At 64.6% G+C, this 15,467-nt stretch carries 13 protein-coding genes and 4 tRNA genes; 3 read left to right on the forward strand and 14 right to left on the reverse strand.

What is annotated here, in order from left to right; all coding sequences use genetic code 11:
* Window positions 1-7: 7 nt before the first annotated feature.
* Window positions 8-901 (forward strand): LysR family transcriptional regulator, encoded by an 894-nt coding sequence (locus tag K4A76_RS16530; RefSeq protein ID WP_054912566.1) that lies wholly within the window; start codon window positions 8-10, stop codon window positions 899-901.
* 59 nt (window positions 902-960) lie between these two features.
* Here the strand turns inward: K4A76_RS16530 and tcuB are convergent, their stop codons facing one another.
* From tcuB to K4A76_RS16550, 4 genes are all read right to left on the reverse strand, one after another.
* On the reverse strand, window positions 961-2,142 hold the full coding sequence (gene tcuB, locus K4A76_RS16535; RefSeq protein ID WP_274410728.1) for a tricarballylate utilization 4Fe-4S protein TcuB: 1,182 nt from the start codon (window positions 2,140-2,142) through the stop codon (window positions 961-963).
* Complete coding sequence (gene tcuA / locus K4A76_RS16540) at window positions 2,123-3,577, reverse strand: FAD-dependent tricarballylate dehydrogenase TcuA (RefSeq protein WP_274410729.1); 1,455 nt, start codon at window positions 3,575-3,577, stop codon at window positions 2,123-2,125. Before tcuA ends, tcuB begins: the two co-directional genes overlap by 20 nt.
* A gap of 142 nt (window positions 3,578-3,719) precedes the next feature.
* The gene (locus K4A76_RS16545; protein WP_054905328.1) at window positions 3,720-4,640 is read right to left on the reverse strand and encodes a LysR family transcriptional regulator; all 921 of its coding nucleotides are present in this window, start codon (window positions 4,638-4,640) and stop codon (window positions 3,720-3,722) included.
* A gap of 78 nt (window positions 4,641-4,718) precedes the next feature.
* Window positions 4,719-5,513 carry a substrate-binding domain-containing protein gene (locus tag K4A76_RS16550; RefSeq protein ID WP_274410730.1) on the reverse strand — a complete coding sequence of 265 codons (795 nt, stop codon included), beginning with the start codon at window positions 5,511-5,513 and terminating at the stop codon, window positions 4,719-4,721.
* A 233-nt stretch (window positions 5,514-5,746) separates the two neighbouring features.
* Here K4A76_RS16550 and K4A76_RS16555 point away from each other — a divergent pair, with 233 nt between their 5' ends.
* Both K4A76_RS16555 and K4A76_RS16560 read left to right on the forward strand, forming a co-directional pair.
* On the forward strand, window positions 5,747-6,991 hold the full coding sequence (locus tag K4A76_RS16555; protein ID WP_274410731.1) for an MFS transporter: 1,245 nt from the start codon (window positions 5,747-5,749) through the stop codon (window positions 6,989-6,991).
* A 7-nt stretch (window positions 6,992-6,998) separates the two neighbouring features.
* Window positions 6,999-8,252 (forward strand): arsenic transporter, encoded by a 1,254-nt coding sequence (locus K4A76_RS16560; protein ID WP_029886330.1) that lies wholly within the window; start codon window positions 6,999-7,001, stop codon window positions 8,250-8,252.
* Between the two features lie 33 nt (window positions 8,253-8,285).
* On the opposite strand, the gene K4A76_RS16565 is transcribed toward K4A76_RS16560, so the two are convergent.
* The 10 genes from K4A76_RS16565 to K4A76_RS16610 form a co-directional block, all read right to left on the reverse strand.
* Window positions 8,286-9,149 carry a DUF2242 domain-containing protein gene (locus K4A76_RS16565; protein WP_274410732.1) on the reverse strand — a complete coding sequence of 288 codons (864 nt, stop codon included), beginning with the start codon at window positions 9,147-9,149 and terminating at the stop codon, window positions 8,286-8,288.
* Window positions 9,150-9,349: 200 nt separating this feature from the next.
* Window positions 9,350-9,426: transfer RNA gene (locus K4A76_RS16570), tRNA-Asp, on the reverse strand.
* Between the two features lie 139 nt (window positions 9,427-9,565).
* A tRNA-Asp gene (locus K4A76_RS16575) sits at window positions 9,566-9,642 on the reverse strand.
* Window positions 9,643-9,741: 99 nt separating this feature from the next.
* Window positions 9,742-9,818 (reverse strand) — tRNA-Asp (locus K4A76_RS16580).
* Between the two features lie 66 nt (window positions 9,819-9,884).
* A tRNA-Val gene (locus tag K4A76_RS16585) sits at window positions 9,885-9,960 on the reverse strand.
* Window positions 9,961-10,178: 218 nt separating this feature from the next.
* Window positions 10,179-10,949: an SDR family oxidoreductase gene (locus tag K4A76_RS16590; protein WP_161893395.1), complete on the reverse strand. Its 771-nt coding sequence runs from the start codon at window positions 10,947-10,949 to the stop codon at window positions 10,179-10,181.
* On the reverse strand, window positions 10,949-12,160 hold the full coding sequence (locus K4A76_RS16595; protein WP_054905333.1) for an O-succinylhomoserine sulfhydrylase: 1,212 nt from the start codon (window positions 12,158-12,160) through the stop codon (window positions 10,949-10,951). The genes K4A76_RS16590 and K4A76_RS16595 overlap by 1 nt, the downstream gene beginning before the upstream one ends.
* Window positions 12,161-12,176: 16 nt before the next feature.
* Window positions 12,177-13,682, reverse strand: coding sequence for an amidophosphoribosyltransferase (gene purF / locus K4A76_RS16600; RefSeq protein WP_009683775.1), 1,506 nt, complete (start codon window positions 13,680-13,682; stop codon window positions 12,177-12,179).
* 42 nt (window positions 13,683-13,724) lie between these two features.
* Window positions 13,725-14,282, reverse strand: coding sequence for a CvpA family protein (locus K4A76_RS16605; RefSeq protein WP_029886425.1), 558 nt, complete (start codon window positions 14,280-14,282; stop codon window positions 13,725-13,727).
* A gap of 530 nt (window positions 14,283-14,812) precedes the next feature.
* Entirely contained in the window at window positions 14,813-15,463 is a 651-nt protein-coding gene (locus K4A76_RS16610; RefSeq protein WP_274410733.1) for an SPOR domain-containing protein, read from the reverse strand.
* Window positions 15,464-15,467 lie beyond the last annotated feature (4 nt).

Below are 15,467 nucleotides of genomic sequence, written 5' to 3' on the forward strand. Positions count from 1 at the left end.
ATTCGAGATGGAATATGAACTCCAAGACATCCGATCTTTCGTGAAAATCGCCGAACTCGGCAGTTTCCACGAGGCTGCGGAAGCGCTGCATTTGTCCCAGCCGGCGCTCAGCCGGCGGATCAAGAAGCTGGAAGAAGGGTTGGGCACGTCCCTGCTTGAGCGCACCACCCGTCGCGTCAGCCTGACCAGTGTCGGGCGCGACTTCCTGCCCAAGGCCAGGCGCCTGCTGGATGACTTCGAAGACTCGATCCTGAGCATTCGCGAGCTGGCCGAGCGCCAGACCGGCCAGGTGACCCTGGCCTGCATCCCCACCGCCGCGTTCTATTTCCTGCCGTCGGTGATTCGCGACTACAACGAGCAATACCCGAAGATCCGTATCCGCCTGCTTGACCTCAGTGCCAACGACGGGCTTGAAGCCGTGCTGCGCGGTGAAGCCGACTTCGGCATCAACATGATGAGCGGCCAGCACCCGGACATCGAGTTCGTCTCGCTGGTACAGGAGCATTTCGTGCTGGCTTGCCGTCGCGACCACAAGCTGGCAAACCGGGATTGCGTGACCTGGACGGAACTGGCCGACTACCGCCTGATTGGCGTGGGCCGGCTGAGCGGCAACCGAATGCTGCTGGACCACGCCCTGTCCGGGCTCAACCTGCGGCCCAAGTGGTTTTATGAAGTGCAGCACCTGTCCACCTCGCTGGGCATGGTCGAAGCCGGGCTGGGCGTGTCGGCCATGCCCAGCCTGGCGATGCCCAACGCCGACCACCCGACGCTGGTCAGCGTGCCGCTGACCGAGCCCGAGGTCACTCGCACCCTGGGCCTGGTCTACCGGCGTGGCGCCTCGCTGTCGCCGGCGGCGGAAAAATTCGTCTCGATCCTGCTGGAGAAATGGCCCAACCGCTGACCGGTCAGCCTGGCGTTGGCCTGGGTGCAGCGAGGGGTACAGGGCGGCAGCACTCATCGTCATTCCCCGCCCAGGCCGAGGGTGTTGGGGCGGCGCTTCTCGATGGCGAACTTGAGCAGGGCGGCCGAGCGGAACAGCCCATGGGCAAACTTGCCATAGGGCAACGTGATGAACAGCGCCATGACCGTACCCAGGTGCAGCGCCAGCACGATCGCCATCGCTGCGGTATCACGCAGGCCCAGCAAGGCAAGGCCACTGGCGCTGACCAGCAGCAGGAGCAGAATGAAGGCACGGTCCATGGGGCGCTGGGCGACGTCGCCCTGCTCCGGGGCCCGGCGCAGGTTCAGCGCCAGCAACCCGAGCGGGCCGACGATCAGGCCGATACCCCCCAGGGTACCCAGCAGCACCGGCGCGCTGAGCAGCGGGTATGGCGCCTGCTGGCCCAGCAGGTAGTGGTAGCCGGTAGCGACCACCGTGGCGGCAAAGCACAGCATGAAGCCGTAGAAGGTCATGTGATGGAACCGCCGGCGCCACAGCGTGTAGCGGTCATCGGCATTGTTGCAGCCCTGGCCATGGCCACCGTCCAGGTACTTCAAGGTCAACACCGCGCTGGTTGCCTCCAGCACGGCGCCTTGGGCGGGTTGCGCCTGGGCGTTTGCAGGCGAGACAGCGCGCCAGAAGCGACGTACCGCCACCCCAAGCGCCAGGCCCGCCGCAGCGAATACCCCACCGAACATCAATGCCAGGGTGTTGTGCGGGAATACCGCGTAGAAGTTGCCGGCCAGCCGCCCAGGCAACAACGTGCCATTGAGCCACAAGGTCAGCAGCAGGAACAGCGATAGGGCCAGCGACAGGGCAACGGCGACGTAGGTGCCGTTGTGCTGATACAGCCGGCCGAAGCGGGCCGGCCAGGCATACTCGGCGTAGGTCTGGCCACGCACCTTGGCCATGGCCTGGGGCACGTTCACAACAAATTCGTGGGGGTCGGCGTACTGGCAGGCATGCAGGCAGGCCCCACAGTTGTGGCACAGGTTGGCCAGGTAGTGGATGTCGGCCTTGCCGAACTCAAGCCGACGGGTCATTGCCGGGAATACGGCACAAAAGCCTTCGCAGTAGCGGCAGGCATTGCAGATACGCATTTGCCGGTCGACTTCCTGCTCTTCCAGGTTCAGCGCAGGTATCAGTTCGAGTGCTGCGGGTTGGGCGACGGGCTGGCGTGCTTCAGGCAGTTGCGCGGTCATGGTCGTTCTCGTGTTCTGGATAGTCGTGGCCGGTTGCGGCAGCGGCGCTGGTGCCGGCGATGCGGCCGAAGGCAGTGCCGATGGACATGCCGACACCTGCCGTGTAGCCCTTGCCCAGCACATTGCCCGCCATCATTTCGCCGGCGACGAACAGGTTGGGGCTGGGGCGACCGGCAAAATGCACGGCCGCCGTTTCATCGGTGCGCAGCCCCAGGTAGGTGAAGGTCACGCCGGGGCGCAGCGGGTAGCCGTAGTAAGGCGGCGTGTCGAGCGGCCGAGCCCAGTGGCTTTTCACCGGTTGCAGGCCTTGGGTGTGGCAGTCGTCCAGGCGGGTGTGATCGAAGCTGCCGACCCGGCAGGCGCGGTTGTAGGCCTGCACCGTCTCGACGAAGGCCGGCACGGGCAAACCGAGCAACGCCGCCAGCCCCTCCAGGGTGTCGGCGCGGGCGCCCGGGAACACTGGCGGCATGAAACGACCTAGGGCTTTCTGGTCAATGATCGAGAAGCCCACCTGCCCTGGCTGCTGAGCCACCAGCCGGCCCCAGATGGCATAGCGCTTGGGCCAGAAATCCTCGCCTTCATCGTAAAAGCGCTGGCCGTCGCGGTTGACCACCACCCCCAGCGACACACAGTCGATACGCGTGCAGATGCCGCCGTCATAAAGCGGCGCCCGGGCGTCGATCGCCACCATGTGCGCTTGCGTGGGGTCGCCGATGGTGTCGGCACCCTGTTCGATCATGCGGCGCAACAGCACCCCTTCGTTGAACCGCGTACCACGAATCAGGAAGTTGTCCGCAGGCCATTCGCCCCGCTCGTTCTGCCCCCAGGCATCGCGCAACCACTGGCGGTTGGACTCGAAGCCACCGGCCGCCAGCACACAACTGCGCGCCTCGATACGTTCGCCCGGCAGGGTGCGCCCCTGAACCTCGCGCGCCGGCACATGGGCCGCAACGAAGCGGCCGTTGTCCAGCTCGATGTCGGCCACAGGCGTGTCGTAGCGTATCTGCACGCCCAGCGCTTCGGCGCTGCGGAAATAGGCATTGACCAGCGCCTTGCCACCCCCCATGAAAAACGCGTTGGTGCGGGCAGTGTGCAGCGCACCGGACAAGGAAGGCTGAAAATGCACGCCATGCCGGCGCATCCAGCCCCGGCAACTGGCAGAGGCACGGATCACCAGGCGCGCGAGCTTTTCGTCGGTCTGGCCCCCGGTGACCTTGAGCAGGTCCTGCCAGAACTCCTCTTCCGGGTATGCCTCGACCAGCACGTCCTGCGGGGCGTCATGCATGCAGCGCAGGTTGCGCGTGTGTTGGGAATTGCCACCACGCCAGGCGCGGGGTGCGGCTTCGAGCAGCAGCACGCTGGCTCCGGCCTCGCGCGCCATCAGCGCGGCACAGAGGGCGGCATTACCCCCTCCGATGACTAGCACATCGATCATTTCGCCTCCAGATCACGAAGCGCCGAATGGTCGGCTGCTCCTCGTGGTCAGGGACTTTAATCAGTGCCCGGGCGGGGCGAAACGCGATGACACCGGGGGGGCCTTCAGTTTTTCTAAAGGGTGGGCAAGCGGCGTGCCGCCATCAGAGCAGCCGGGCGCCAGGCCACCGCCCCTGCTCCACCAGCGCCCGCGCCACTTCCTGCAGCACGATCCGGGTCGCCAGTGCAGCCGGTGACAGCTCGTCGTCGGCCAGGCTGACCATCACGTTGCGGCGCTGCGCCTGGGCATCATCAATGGCATAGACCCGCAACCCCGCCTGGTGCGCCCGGGCCACCGTGGCGCCCGGCTGCAGGGTGGCAGCATGGCCCGCACAAACGCAATCCATCAGCAGCGACAGGCCATCGACTTCCATGACAATGTTGGCCTCCAGCCCGGCACGCTCGAAGATCGCGCGCAGGGTCGCGCGCAAGCCGTGCTGTGTGCTGGGCATCACCAAGGGCAGCGTGGCGATCTGCTGCAACGTCAGCGATTCACCCCATTCGGGGCGCACCAGCGCGGCGGGGATGAGTGCAAACAGCCGCTCGGTCAGCAGCGGCCGCACATCCAGCCGCGGGCCCGCTTCTGCCTGGAACAACACCGCAAGGTCAAGGTGCCTGGCGTTGAGCTGGTTCACCAGGTAGCCCGACAGCATCTCCACCAGGTGCAGGCGGATGTCGGGGTAGCGTTCACGCATCTTGTCGATCAGCGCCAGGCCCAGCACCGACGCTGTAGTCGGCGCCAGGCCCACGCTGACATAGCCGCTCATGCGGCCGCTTTGCGCGGCCAGCACAGCGTGCTCTGCCTGGCGCAGGGCCAGGCGCGCGTGGTACTCGAAGGCCAGGCCCGCAGCAGTCGGCGACACGCCGGTGCTCGAGCGCGTCAGCAACCGGGTACAGACCTCGCTTTCCAGCTTCGACAATTGCTGGCTCAGTGCCGAAGCACCGACGCCAAGCTCGACCGCAGCCCTGCCAAGGCTGCCGTGCTCCAGGACACTCAGGAAATAGCGAAGTTGACGTAACTCCATACAGCTCTCTTTCAACGATAGGGGGCTATCCTTGCGCATCTTAGCCTGTAGCAGGCCCGATGGCGCCGCCCCCTGCCGCTAACCGCGCGAATGGGGCAGTGGCTTCAGGCCGCTGTCCTCGATCGCTGCGTCGGCTTGTGGCGATGCCAGGTAGTCAAGCAGCGCCTGCGCGGCGGCATGGTGCTGGCTGTTGCTGACCACCGCGCCCGAATACAGGGTCATTTTCTGGGCTTCGGCCGGGATCAGGCCAACGATATCGATGCCCTTGACGGGTTTGAGCTCGCTCAACTGCTGGAAGCCGATTTCGGCCTGGCCGCGAGCGATCACAGCGCCTACCGGCTCGGCAGGAATCATGTGGGCCTTGGCCGCGAAGCCAGCACCCAGGTGCATGCCGGGGAACAGGGTCTTGGACAGGTAGACGCCGCTGGCGCTGTCGGAGTACGCCACCGATTTGCTGTTGAGCAGTACGGCGCGCAAGCCCTGCAAGGTGCTGATATCCGGCTTGGGCTGGCCTTGGCGCACGGCCATGGCGATGAATGATTGGCCCAGGTCGACCCGGCTGCTCTTGTCAGCCTGGCCAACCGCCACCAGCTTGTCCAGGGCAGCACCCACCATCAGCACAACGTCCGCCGGCTCGGCACGGGCAAGCCTGTTGGGAATGGCCTGTGGCGTTTCGCCCATGGAAGGCGCGGCCAGCACCTGCAGCTTGACCCCGAATTTCTTCTCGTAGGCAGGCGCCACTTCCCGGATTGCGCCCATGATGCCGCCGGAGCTCAGGACCGTAAGGGTCGGCGGTTCGGCAGGCGCAGCCTGGGCGAGCGAGCAGGCCAATGAAGACGCTAATACAGCAGCACAGGACAACATTCGAAACACTGGAGTTTTCTCCGCAGTAAAAGCACGGCATGCTAGCGAAGCGGGAAGCGCCTGCGGCGTGAAGCAGCCATTAAGAATGTTTCACGTTCGGTATTCGGAGCGCTTTTCAACACCCAGTTGTCAATTGAATAACGACCACCGAGCATGGCCTGGGCGAAGCCGTGTGCCTGTCCGTTACGGCCGGCGCACACCGCGGGTGCGCTCCCCCCCATGATCCTTTTCGAGATTGCATCTTGGCCAAACCACGCTCTCCCGCTTCCCCCGACGGCGCCCTCGACTGGCTGAACTTCTTTTTGGCAGATGTGCGCGACGGGCTTGGGCCATACCTGGCCATCTATCTGCTGGCGGTGCATCAATGGCAACCGGCAAGCATCGGCCTGGTAATGAGCCTGGCAGGCATTGCTGCACTGTTGGCGCAAACCCCGGCAGGGGCATTGATCGACCGTACCAAAGCCAAGCGTGCCGTGGTGGTGATCGCTGCGCTGCTGGTGACTGGCAGCTGCCTGCTGTTGCCGTGGATTTCCTCGTTCAGCGGGGTAGCCCTGACCCAGACCATCAGTGCCCTGGCGGGCTCGATCTTTGCGCCAGCGATTGCCGCCATATCCTTGGGCATCAGCGGCCCCAAGGCCTTTACCCGCCGGGTAGGCCGAAACGAAACCTTCAACCATGCTGGCAACGCCTGTTCGGCGCTGCTGGCCGGCGGCCTGGCCTACCTGTTCGGCCCGGTAGTGGTGTTCTACCTGATGGCCGTGCTGACCGTGGCCAGTGTCGTGGCGGTGAGCTGCGTGCCTGCCACGGCCATCGATCACCAGCTGGCCCGCGGCCTGATGCACGGCCCTGGCGGTGATGACGCCCCTGCAGGGCTGCGGGTACTGCTGCACAACCGGACCCTGCTGGTATTCGCCGCGTGTTGCGCGCTGTTTCACCTGGCCAACGCGGCCATGCTGCCACTGGTCAGCCAGAAGCTCTCGCAGGTCGACCTGCAGCTGGCCACCCCGCTGACCTCCGCCTGCATCGTTGCCGCGCAACTGGTGATGGTGCCCATGGCGCTGCTGGTAGGCGCCAAGGCCGAACACTGGGGCCGCAAGCCGTTCCTGCTGATCGGTTTCCTGATACTGCCGCTTCGCGGGGCGCTCTATGTGGTGTCTGACAACCCGTTCTGGCTGGTGGGCGTGCAACTGCTCGATGGCATCGGCGCCGGGATCTTCGGTGCGCTGTTCCCGATTGTGGTCAAGGACCTGACCGAAGGCACCGGCCGATTCAATGTGAGCCTCGGCGCGCTGACCGCGGTGTTCGGGCTGGGCGCTGCGCTCAGCCCTGGCATCGCCGGGCTGGTGGTGCAGGCTGCGGGCTACGATGCGGCGTTCCTGACCCTGGCCGGTATCGCCGGGGTCGCCTTCATCCTGGTAGTGCTGGCGCTACCAGAAACGCACCCGCGCAGCCTGCCAGCGCCACTGCCCACCCCTGTCGGAAACTGAGCGCCTTATGCCTGTCAGTGAAAGTGCATTGATCATCTGGGCGGTCGCCGCACTGGCGACCTGCGGCGTCATTTTGCGCCCATGGCGCGTTCCGGAGTACGTCTGGGCCATGGGCGGGGCGGTGCTGCTGGTCGGCCTTGGCCTGATGACGCCTCGGCGGGCCCTGGCCGCGGTGGCCGAAGGCGGTGACGTCTACCTGTTTCTGATCGGCATGATGGTACTGGCCGAACTCGCTCGCCAGGAAGGCCTGTTCGACTGGCTGGCACGGTATGCCGTGCAGCATGCGCGGGGTTCCGGGCAACGGCTGTTCGACCTGGTATTCCTGGTGGGCACGCTGGTTACGGTGTTCCTCTCCAACGACGCCACGGCCGTGGTCCTGACCCCGGCAGTCTATGCCGCGTGCAAGGCCGCCAAGGCCGACCCGCTGCCCTACCTGTTCATCTGCGCCTTCATCGCCAACGCCGCGAGTTTCGTACTGCCTATCTCCAACCCTGCCAACCTGGTGGTATTCGGCAGCCATATGCCGCCACTGCTGGACTGGCTACGCCAGTTCAGCCTGCCTTCCCTGGCCGCAATCTGCCTGACCTATGGGGTGCTGCGGGTGACTCAGCGCCGGCAGATCCGCCAACCGCTGGCGCTGAGCGTGAGCGGCGCGCCCCTGACGACTGGCGCCCGCCTGTGTGCAATGGGCATCGTGGTCACCGGCGCGTTGCTGCTGGGCGCCTCGGCACTGGACCGGGCGCTGGGGCTGCCAACATTCTGTGCCGGGGTGGCGACCACGGCACTGATCCACCTGTGGCAGCGGCGCAGCCCACTGCCGGTGCTGCGCCACGTGGCCTGGGGCGTGCTGCCCTTGGTGGCAGGCCTGTTCATACTGGTCGAAGCCGTTGCACAGACCGGGCTGATCGAACGCCTCGCCCAGGCACTGGCCAGCCTGTCCGCACAAACACCGGTTACCGCCAGCTGGGTCGGCGGCGTGGGTGTGGCGATCGCCAGCAACCTGATGAACAACCTGCCCACCGGGTTGATCGCCGGGTCCATGGGCTCGCTGGTGGCGCTGCCCCAGCAAACCACTGCAGCCTTGCTGATCGGCGTCGACCTGGGGCCGAACCTGTCGATTACCGGCTCCCTGGCTACCCTGTTGTGGCTGGTGGCGATCCGCCGGGAGGGGGAGCATGTCAGCGCATGGCGTTTTCTGTGCCTGGGTGCGCTGGTGATGCCGCCTGCGTTGGCCGCCGCGCTGCTGGCCCTGTGGGTATGACAGGGCTCGCCAGCGGCCAGCACTGCTAAAGCATCAAGGCGTGGCCGTGGCTGCCTCGGCCGGCTGCGCTTCCTGCTGCACCTGAATCGGCGCCGCTTCGGGCGGCGGTGCCAGCGGCTGCGAACCTTGGCTGTCATCCACCACGGGTGCCACTGGCGCCTCCGTGGCTGGGGCAGCCGCTGCTGGCGCGGGCTGCGCTTCGGAGACAGGCGCGGCCTGCGCGGCGGGCGTAGTTTCAGCAGCGGGCGCCGGCGCTGCTGCCGCTGGGGTCGGTGCCAGCGGGTTCGCCGCCGCTTGCTCCGGCAGCCCCAGGGTAACCGCCGGCTTTTCCACTTTTGGCGCTTCGACCTTGGCTTTGCTGACCTTCTTCGGCTTGGGCAGGTAACTTTCCACCAAGGCAAAATAGCGATCGTAGAATTGCGCCGCCGTTACCGTCTCGCTCGCGACCTTGACCATCGAGTCGTCGCTAGAGCCAATCGGCATCGACACCGACCCCAGCACGCCCACGCCCAGGCTGGCCGAGGTGTTGGATTTTTTCAGCGCGTAGCGGTCCTGCAGGGCGTTGGCGAACATGGTCGAGTGCTGGTCGTCACTCGCGTCTGGCGCGCAGGTAACGTTGAAGCTGATCTGCAGGTGGTTTTCGCTGTTCTGCTGGAAGCTCTTGTTGCCCACTACCTGGTTGGCACCGCTGCTGGTGATGATGTAGCCCTGGCTGAGCAAGGCGCGCCGCGCCGCCTCGCAAGAGCCGGCATCGCTTACCGGGAAACTGCGCGAGAACGTACCCGAGTCAGCGAAGTTCTCGTGCTCGTAGACGGCCGCTTTTTTCGAGGAACAACCGCTCACGCCCGCCAGCACCAGGGCCAGCCCGAGCGCACCAAAGACGGAAGATCTGGTCATTGCGTATTCCGGGTATGTCGAGAGGGTGCCTATTGTGCAACACAGCAGGCAAGCACACCAACCACTGGTCGGTGAAGAACCTGTAAGGTTGGTGTAAATGTGGGCCCAGGCCAATAACAGCCAGGTACCAGAACGAAAAAAGCGACCCGAAGGTCGCTTTGACGTTGCCTCAAGGCGTTCATGGGGCCTTGGGGCGAAGATGGCGCAGCGGACGGGACTCGAACCCGCGACCCCCGGCGTGACAGGCCGGTATTCTAACCGACTGAACTACCGCTGCGTATCATTCAGGCTTGCGCCCGATTGAAACTGGGTCTGACCTTGGGCACGAGGGCCACGAGGCAGGCACAAAAAAAGCGACTGGATCATCGCTTCTCTCGTGTTTGCTTCAAGGCGTTCTAGGGACCTTGAAACGAAGATGGCGCAGCGGACGGGACTCGAACCCGCGACCCCCGGCGTGACAGGCCGGTATTCTAACCGACTGAACTACCGCTGCGTATCGTTCAGGCTTGCGCCCGATTGAAACTGGGATCAGCCCAAGGCCTTGGCCTTGTGGCTTCAGACCGGTGCCAGGCACCCATCTGTTACTGAAAAATGGCGCAGCGGACGGGACTCGAACCCGCGACCCCCGGCGTGACAGGCCGGTATTCTAACCGACTGAACTACCGCTGCGCAGCGCGTTCCTCTCTGGCTCTGGGCTTCTTGCGAAACCTGAAGCGGCAGGAACATCTCAGGAAGTGGTGGGTGATGACGGGATCGAACCGCCGACCCTCTGCTTGTAAGGCAGATGCTCTCCCGGCTGAGCTAATCACCCTCGCGATGTTACTTGTTGCGTTTGCTTCGCTGAGGCCGCGAAATTTACGCAGGTGGCGAAGCTAAGTCAATAGCCCCATTGGATTTTTTTCAAAAATGACAAAATACTGCGTTGCCTGTGCCGGCCTATTCGCGGGTGAACCCGCTCCTACAAGGGTATGCGATCGTTGTCGGAGCGGGTTCACCCGCGAATGGGGCGGCACAGGATAAACAGGATGCTCAGGTGTAGATCATCTTGCGGGTCATGCCGCCATCGACCACGAACTCCTGGCCAGTGACGAACGCCGCCTGCCGTGACAGCAACCAGGCAACCATGGCAGCCACATCCTCCACGGTCCCTACCCTGCCCGTCGGGTGCTGGGCGTGGTCGGCTTCGCTCAATGGCTCGGCACGGCGCTGCGCCGGGTCACGGGCATCGATCCAGCCAGGGCTCACCGCGTTGACGCGGATCTCCGGGCCCAAACTTATCGCCAGCGCATGGGTCAAGGCCACCAGGCCGCCCTTGCTCGCCGCGTAGGCCTCGGTATCAGGCTCGGACTGCCGCGCCCGGGTGGAGGTGAGGTTGACGATCGCCCCGTTGTGCGCACGCAGGTACGGCGCACAATGCTTGGCCAGCAGCATCGGGCCATTGAGGTTCACCGCCAGCACCCGGTTCCACTGCGCCAGGCTCAGGCTTTCCAGGGTCTGGTTGTGCGGGTTGGCGATCGCTGCATTGCACACCAGCGCATCCAGCCGGCCAAATTGCCCGAGCACCTCGGACACCCCGGCACTGACCTGGGCCTCGTCGGCAACGTCCATGGTGATGAACCAGGCATTGTCACCCAGGGCCTTGGCCACCTTGGCGCCCCGCTGCCGGTCTAGGTCGCTGAGCACCACCTGCCAACCCTCGCAGATCAACCAGGCGGCAATGCCCAGGCCGATGCCGCGCGCGGCACCGGTCACCAGGGCTACCCGGCCGTTGTGGCCCGGGGTGCTGCCGCCAATCTGCATCACAGCGCGGCCAACCCACGCGCCAGGTCGGCCTGCAGGTCTGCCACGTCTTCCAGGCCCACGGCAACGCGGATCAGGCTGTCGCGAATACCTGCAGCCTCACGCTCCTGCGGCGACAGGCGGCCGTGGGACGTGGTGGCCGGGTGGGCGATGGTGGTCTTGCTGTCGCCCAGGTTGGTGGTGATGGAAATCACCCGAGTGGCGTCGATGAAGCGCCAGGCGCCCTCTTTGCCGCCCTTGACCTCGAAGCTGACCACTGCACCAAAGCCACTCATCTGGCGCTTGGCCAGAGCGTGCTGGGGGTGGCTTGGCAAGCCGGCGTAATGCACCTTCTCCACGCCGTCCTGTTGCTCCAGCCACTCAGCCAGGGCCTGGGCACTTTCGCAATGCGCACGCATGCGCAACCGCAAGGTTTCCAGGCCCTTGGTGAAGATCCAGGCATTGAACGGGCTGAGGGTCGGGCCTGCGGTACGCAGGAAGCCCACCACCTCTTTCATCTGCTCGGCTCGGCCGGCCACTGCGCCGCCCATGCAACGCCCCTGGCCGTCGATGAACTTGGTCGCCGAGTGGAACACGATATCGGCACCCAGCTTCAACGGTTGCTGCAGTGCCGGGGTGCTGAAGCAGTTGTCGACGACCAGCATGGCGCCATGGGCATGGGCGATTTCACTGAGGGCAGTGATATCGACCAGTTCGGCCAGCGGGTTGGACGGCGATTCGACGATCAGCAGCTTGGTATTGGCCTTGATGGCCTTTTCCCAGCCCGCGAGGTCGGCCAGCGGCACGTAGTCCACCTGCAGGCCGAAGCGCTTGAAGTACTTCTCGAACAGGCTGATGGTCGAGCCAAATACGCTCTGCGACACCAGCACATGGTCACCGCCACTGCACAACGACATGACCACCGCAAGCAGCGCCGCCATGCCGGTGGAGGTGCCCACGGCCTGCTCGGCGCCTTCCATCGCTGCCAGCCGCTCTTCGAAGACGCGCACCGACGGGTTGGTGTAACGCGAATAGACGTTGCCTGGCGTTTCGCCGGCGAAACGCGCAGCGGCGTCGGCCGCCGTGCGGAACACATAGCTGGAGGTCAGGAACAGCGCTTCGCTGTGCTCGCCTTCCGGTGTACGGCTTTGGCCAGCGCGCACCGCCAGGGTGTCGAAACCGACACCCTCGAGGTCGCTGTCCAGTCGCCCGGCATCCCATTGATCCGTCATGCCGTCGCTCCCTGAATCAGTTGTTGTAGAGGTCGATGATCGCGCTGACCGCCTGGTTCTTGACCTTGGCCAGGTCGTTACGGGCCTGCTCGATGCGGTCGAGGTAGGCTTCGTCGATATCGCCGGTGACATACTCACCGTTGAACACCGCGCAGTCGAAGTGCTCGATCTTGATCTTGCCGCCGCCGACCGAGTCGATCAGGTCCGGCAGGTCCTGATAGACCAGCCAGTCGGCGCCAATCAACTCACCCACCTGTTCGGTGGTGCGGTTATGGGCGATCAGTTCGTGCACGCTCGGCATGTCGATGCCGTAGACGTTGGGGAAGCGCACTGCCGGGGCTGCCGAGCAGAAGTAGACATTCTTGGCGCCGGCTTCGCGGGCCATCTGGATGATCTGCTTGCACGTGGTACCGCGCACGATCGAATCGTCCACCAGCATCACGTTCTTGCCACGGAATTCCAGTTCGATGGCGTTGAGCTTCTGGCGCACCGACTTCTTGCGCGCCGCCTGGCCAGGCATGATGAAGGTACGGCCGATGTAACGGTTCTTGACGAAGCCTTCGCGGAACTTGACACCCAGGCGGTTGGCCAGCTCCAGGGCGGCGGTGCGGCTGGTGTCGGGAATCGGGATGACCACGTCGATGTCGTGATCGGGGCGCTCGCGCATGATCTTGTCGGCGAGCTTTTCACCCATGCGCAGGCGCGCCTTGTACACCGACACACCGTCGATGATCGAGTCTGGGCGGGCCAGGTAGACATGCTCGAAGATGCACGGTTGCAGCTTCGGCGCTTCGGCGCACTGCTTGGTGAACAGCTGGCCTTCTTCGGTGATGTACACCGCTTCGCCGGGTGCCAGGTCGCGGATCAGGGTGAAACCCAGCACGTCCAGGGCGACGCTTTCGGAGGCGATCATGTATTCCACGCCTTCGTCGGTGTGACGCTGGCCGAACACCACCGGGCGAATGCCGTGCGGGTCACGGAAGCCGACGATACCGTAGCCGGTGATCATTGCCACCACGGCGTAGCCACCCACACAGCGGCTGTGCACGTGGGAAACGGCAGCGAACACGTCTTCTTCGGTCGGCTGCAGTTTTCCGCGCACCGCCAGCTCGTGGGCGAACACGTTGAGCAGCACTTCCGAGTCGGAGTTGGTGTTGACGTGGCGCAGGTCGGACTCGTAGATCTCCTTGGCCAACTGTTCGACGTTGGTCAGGTTGCCGTTATGCGCCAGGGTGATGCCATACGGGGAGTTGACGTAGAACGGCTGGGCCTCGGCCGAGGTCGAGCTGCCCGCGGTCGGGTAGCGCACATGGCCGATGCCGATGTTGCCCACCAGGCGCTGCATGTGGCGCTGCTGGAACACGTCGCGCACCAGGCCATTATCCTTGCGCAGGAACAACCGGCCGTCATGGCTGGTCACGATACCGGCAGCGTCCTGGCCGCGGTGCTGGAGGACCGTAAGCGCGTCATACAGCGCCTGATTGACGTTCGACTTACCGACGATACCGACGATGCCACACATGCGACGCAACCCCTACTTTGATGAAACTTGAGTGAATAGCGCTCAGGGCTTAGCTGGCCCGAGCAACTGTTCCTTGAACGGAAGATCAGCCGGAGCGCTGATCAGACCACCGGGCGACCACTGGCCGGCGAAACCCAGAATCAGGTTTTTCGACCAGTCGGCGACCAGAAGAAATTGTGGTATCAGGCGCGATTCCTGCCACCAGGTGTCCTGTTGAACCGGCCCCAGGCTGATCAGGCCGATGGCCACCACTACCAGCAAGGCCCCGCGCGCGGCGCCGAAGGCCATGCCCAGGAAGCGATCGGTGCCGGACAGCCCGGTCACGCGGATCAGCTCGCCGACCAGGAAGTTGACCATGGCCCCCACCAGCAAGGTGGCGACGAAAAGAATGGCGCAGCCGGCGATGACGCGCATCGATGGCGTCTGGATGTAGCTTTCAAGATACACCGAGAGCGAACCGCCGAACATCCAGGCAACCGCACCGGCAATGATCCAGATGAGCAAGGACAAGGCTTCCTTGACGAAGCCGCGCTTGAGACTGATCAGTGTGGAGACGGCGATGATCGCGATGATCGCCCAATCAACCAGGGTAAATGCCACGGTGCTGCCTGCAGACGTTTGAGGCGGCGCATTTTACCAGAGCGGTGGGGGCTTGGGTAAGCGGAATGTCAGGTGGATTGGTGTTTGCTTCATCGCCAGCAAGCCAGCTCCCACAGGGATTGTATAAACCTCAAGCCATGTGCAGCCCTTGTGGGAGATTCTATGGTTTCTGGCAAGGGTAGCCGTAGCATCTCCAGCGCCTGTGAGATCGAGCGCCGCCCGCGCGGCGCTTCGCGGGTAAACCCGCTCCTACATTTGTTTCGGGCCAATTATGCCTGTGGAATTTGCGCGCGAACGCCCTGGCGCCCACCACGATATCGCGTCGTACAGACAAGGCGGTCGCGCGCGTCCGGCACAGGCGATACTGGCCCGAAACAAACGTAGGAGCGGGTTTACCCGCGAAGCGCCGCGCGGGCGGCGCTCGCTCTCACAGGCGCTGCATATCTTCTGACAAACACCTGCCAGCCCTGATGCGATCTCTGTGTGTGTGTGGCTTGCCGGCGATGGGCGGCAAAGCCGCCCCGGCGATATCAGCCGCGCTCAGGCTGGAAGCGCACCACAAAGCCCTTCAGGCTGTTCTGGCGGTTGACCGCATCGCGCACGCGCTCGGCCTCGGCGCGCTCGATCAATGGCCCCACATACACCCGGTTCATGCCGCCGGCCGAACGGATATAGGCGTTGTGACCCTGGCTACGCAAGGTTTGCTGCAGCTTCTCGGCACCGGCGCGGTTGGACAGGCTGGCCAGCTGGATCGACCAGCTGACCGGCAGCCCGTTGACGTCGATCTTCGATGGCGCAGCCTGGGCCGGCGTCGCTGCAGGTTTGGTTTCGACCTTGGCCGCCGGTGCGGCGGCCTGCGGCTTGGCCGGCTGGGCCTGTGCCTGGGTCTGTGGCGAGGCCGTGATCGGCTGGCTGGGCGTGCTGGCAGGGGCAGTCGACTCGTCGACCACCACCGGCGCCGACTGCGGTGCTTCAGGAACTTCCTGCGGCTGCGGCACGGTCACCGGGTCTACCTTCACTTCCGGCAGGCTGGGCATGGCAGGTGCCTGCGGGGCTTCGACGCGCACCTGGCGCATCTCGTCCTCGCGGGTGAACAGCATCGGCAGGAAGATCACCGCCAGTGCCACCAGCACCAGCGCACCGACCATGCGCTGTTTCATCCCTTTATCCAGCACTGCCATCTAC

The organism is Pseudomonas sp. NEEL19 (assembly GCF_028751975.1).
GTDB classification, from domain to species: domain Bacteria; phylum Pseudomonadota; class Gammaproteobacteria; order Pseudomonadales; family Pseudomonadaceae; genus Aquipseudomonas; species Aquipseudomonas juntendi.

Excerpts from the sequence above, each read along its gene's own strand:
- K4A76_RS16530 (WP_054912566.1), top strand. The coding sequence starts at position 8 with ATGGAATATGAACTCCAAGACATCCGATCTTTCGTGAAAATCGCCGAA.
- tcuB (WP_274410728.1), bottom strand. The coding sequence starts at position 2,142 with ATGACCGCGCAACTGCCTGAAGCACGCCAGCCCGTCGCCCAACCCGCA.
- tcuA (WP_274410729.1), bottom strand. The coding sequence starts at position 3,577 with ATGATCGATGTGCTAGTCATCGGAGGGGGTAATGCCGCCCTCTGTGCC.
- K4A76_RS16545 (WP_054905328.1), bottom strand. The coding sequence starts at position 4,640 with ATGGAGTTACGTCAACTTCGCTATTTCCTGAGTGTCCTGGAGCACGGC.
- K4A76_RS16560 (WP_029886330.1), top strand. The coding sequence starts at position 6,999 with ATGCCTGTCAGTGAAAGTGCATTGATCATCTGGGCGGTCGCCGCACTG.
- K4A76_RS16565 (WP_274410732.1), bottom strand. The coding sequence starts at position 9,149 with ATGACCAGATCTTCCGTCTTTGGTGCGCTCGGGCTGGCCCTGGTGCTG.
- K4A76_RS16590 (WP_161893395.1), bottom strand. The coding sequence starts at position 10,949 with ATGCAGATTGGCGGCAGCACCCCGGGCCACAACGGCCGGGTAGCCCTG.
- K4A76_RS16595 (WP_054905333.1), bottom strand. The coding sequence starts at position 12,160 with ATGACGGATCAATGGGATGCCGGGCGACTGGACAGCGACCTCGAGGGT.
- purF (WP_009683775.1), bottom strand. The coding sequence starts at position 13,682 with ATGTGTGGCATCGTCGGTATCGTCGGTAAGTCGAACGTCAATCAGGCG.
- K4A76_RS16610 (WP_274410733.1), bottom strand. The coding sequence starts at position 15,463 with ATGGCAGTGCTGGATAAAGGGATGAAACAGCGCATGGTCGGTGCGCTG.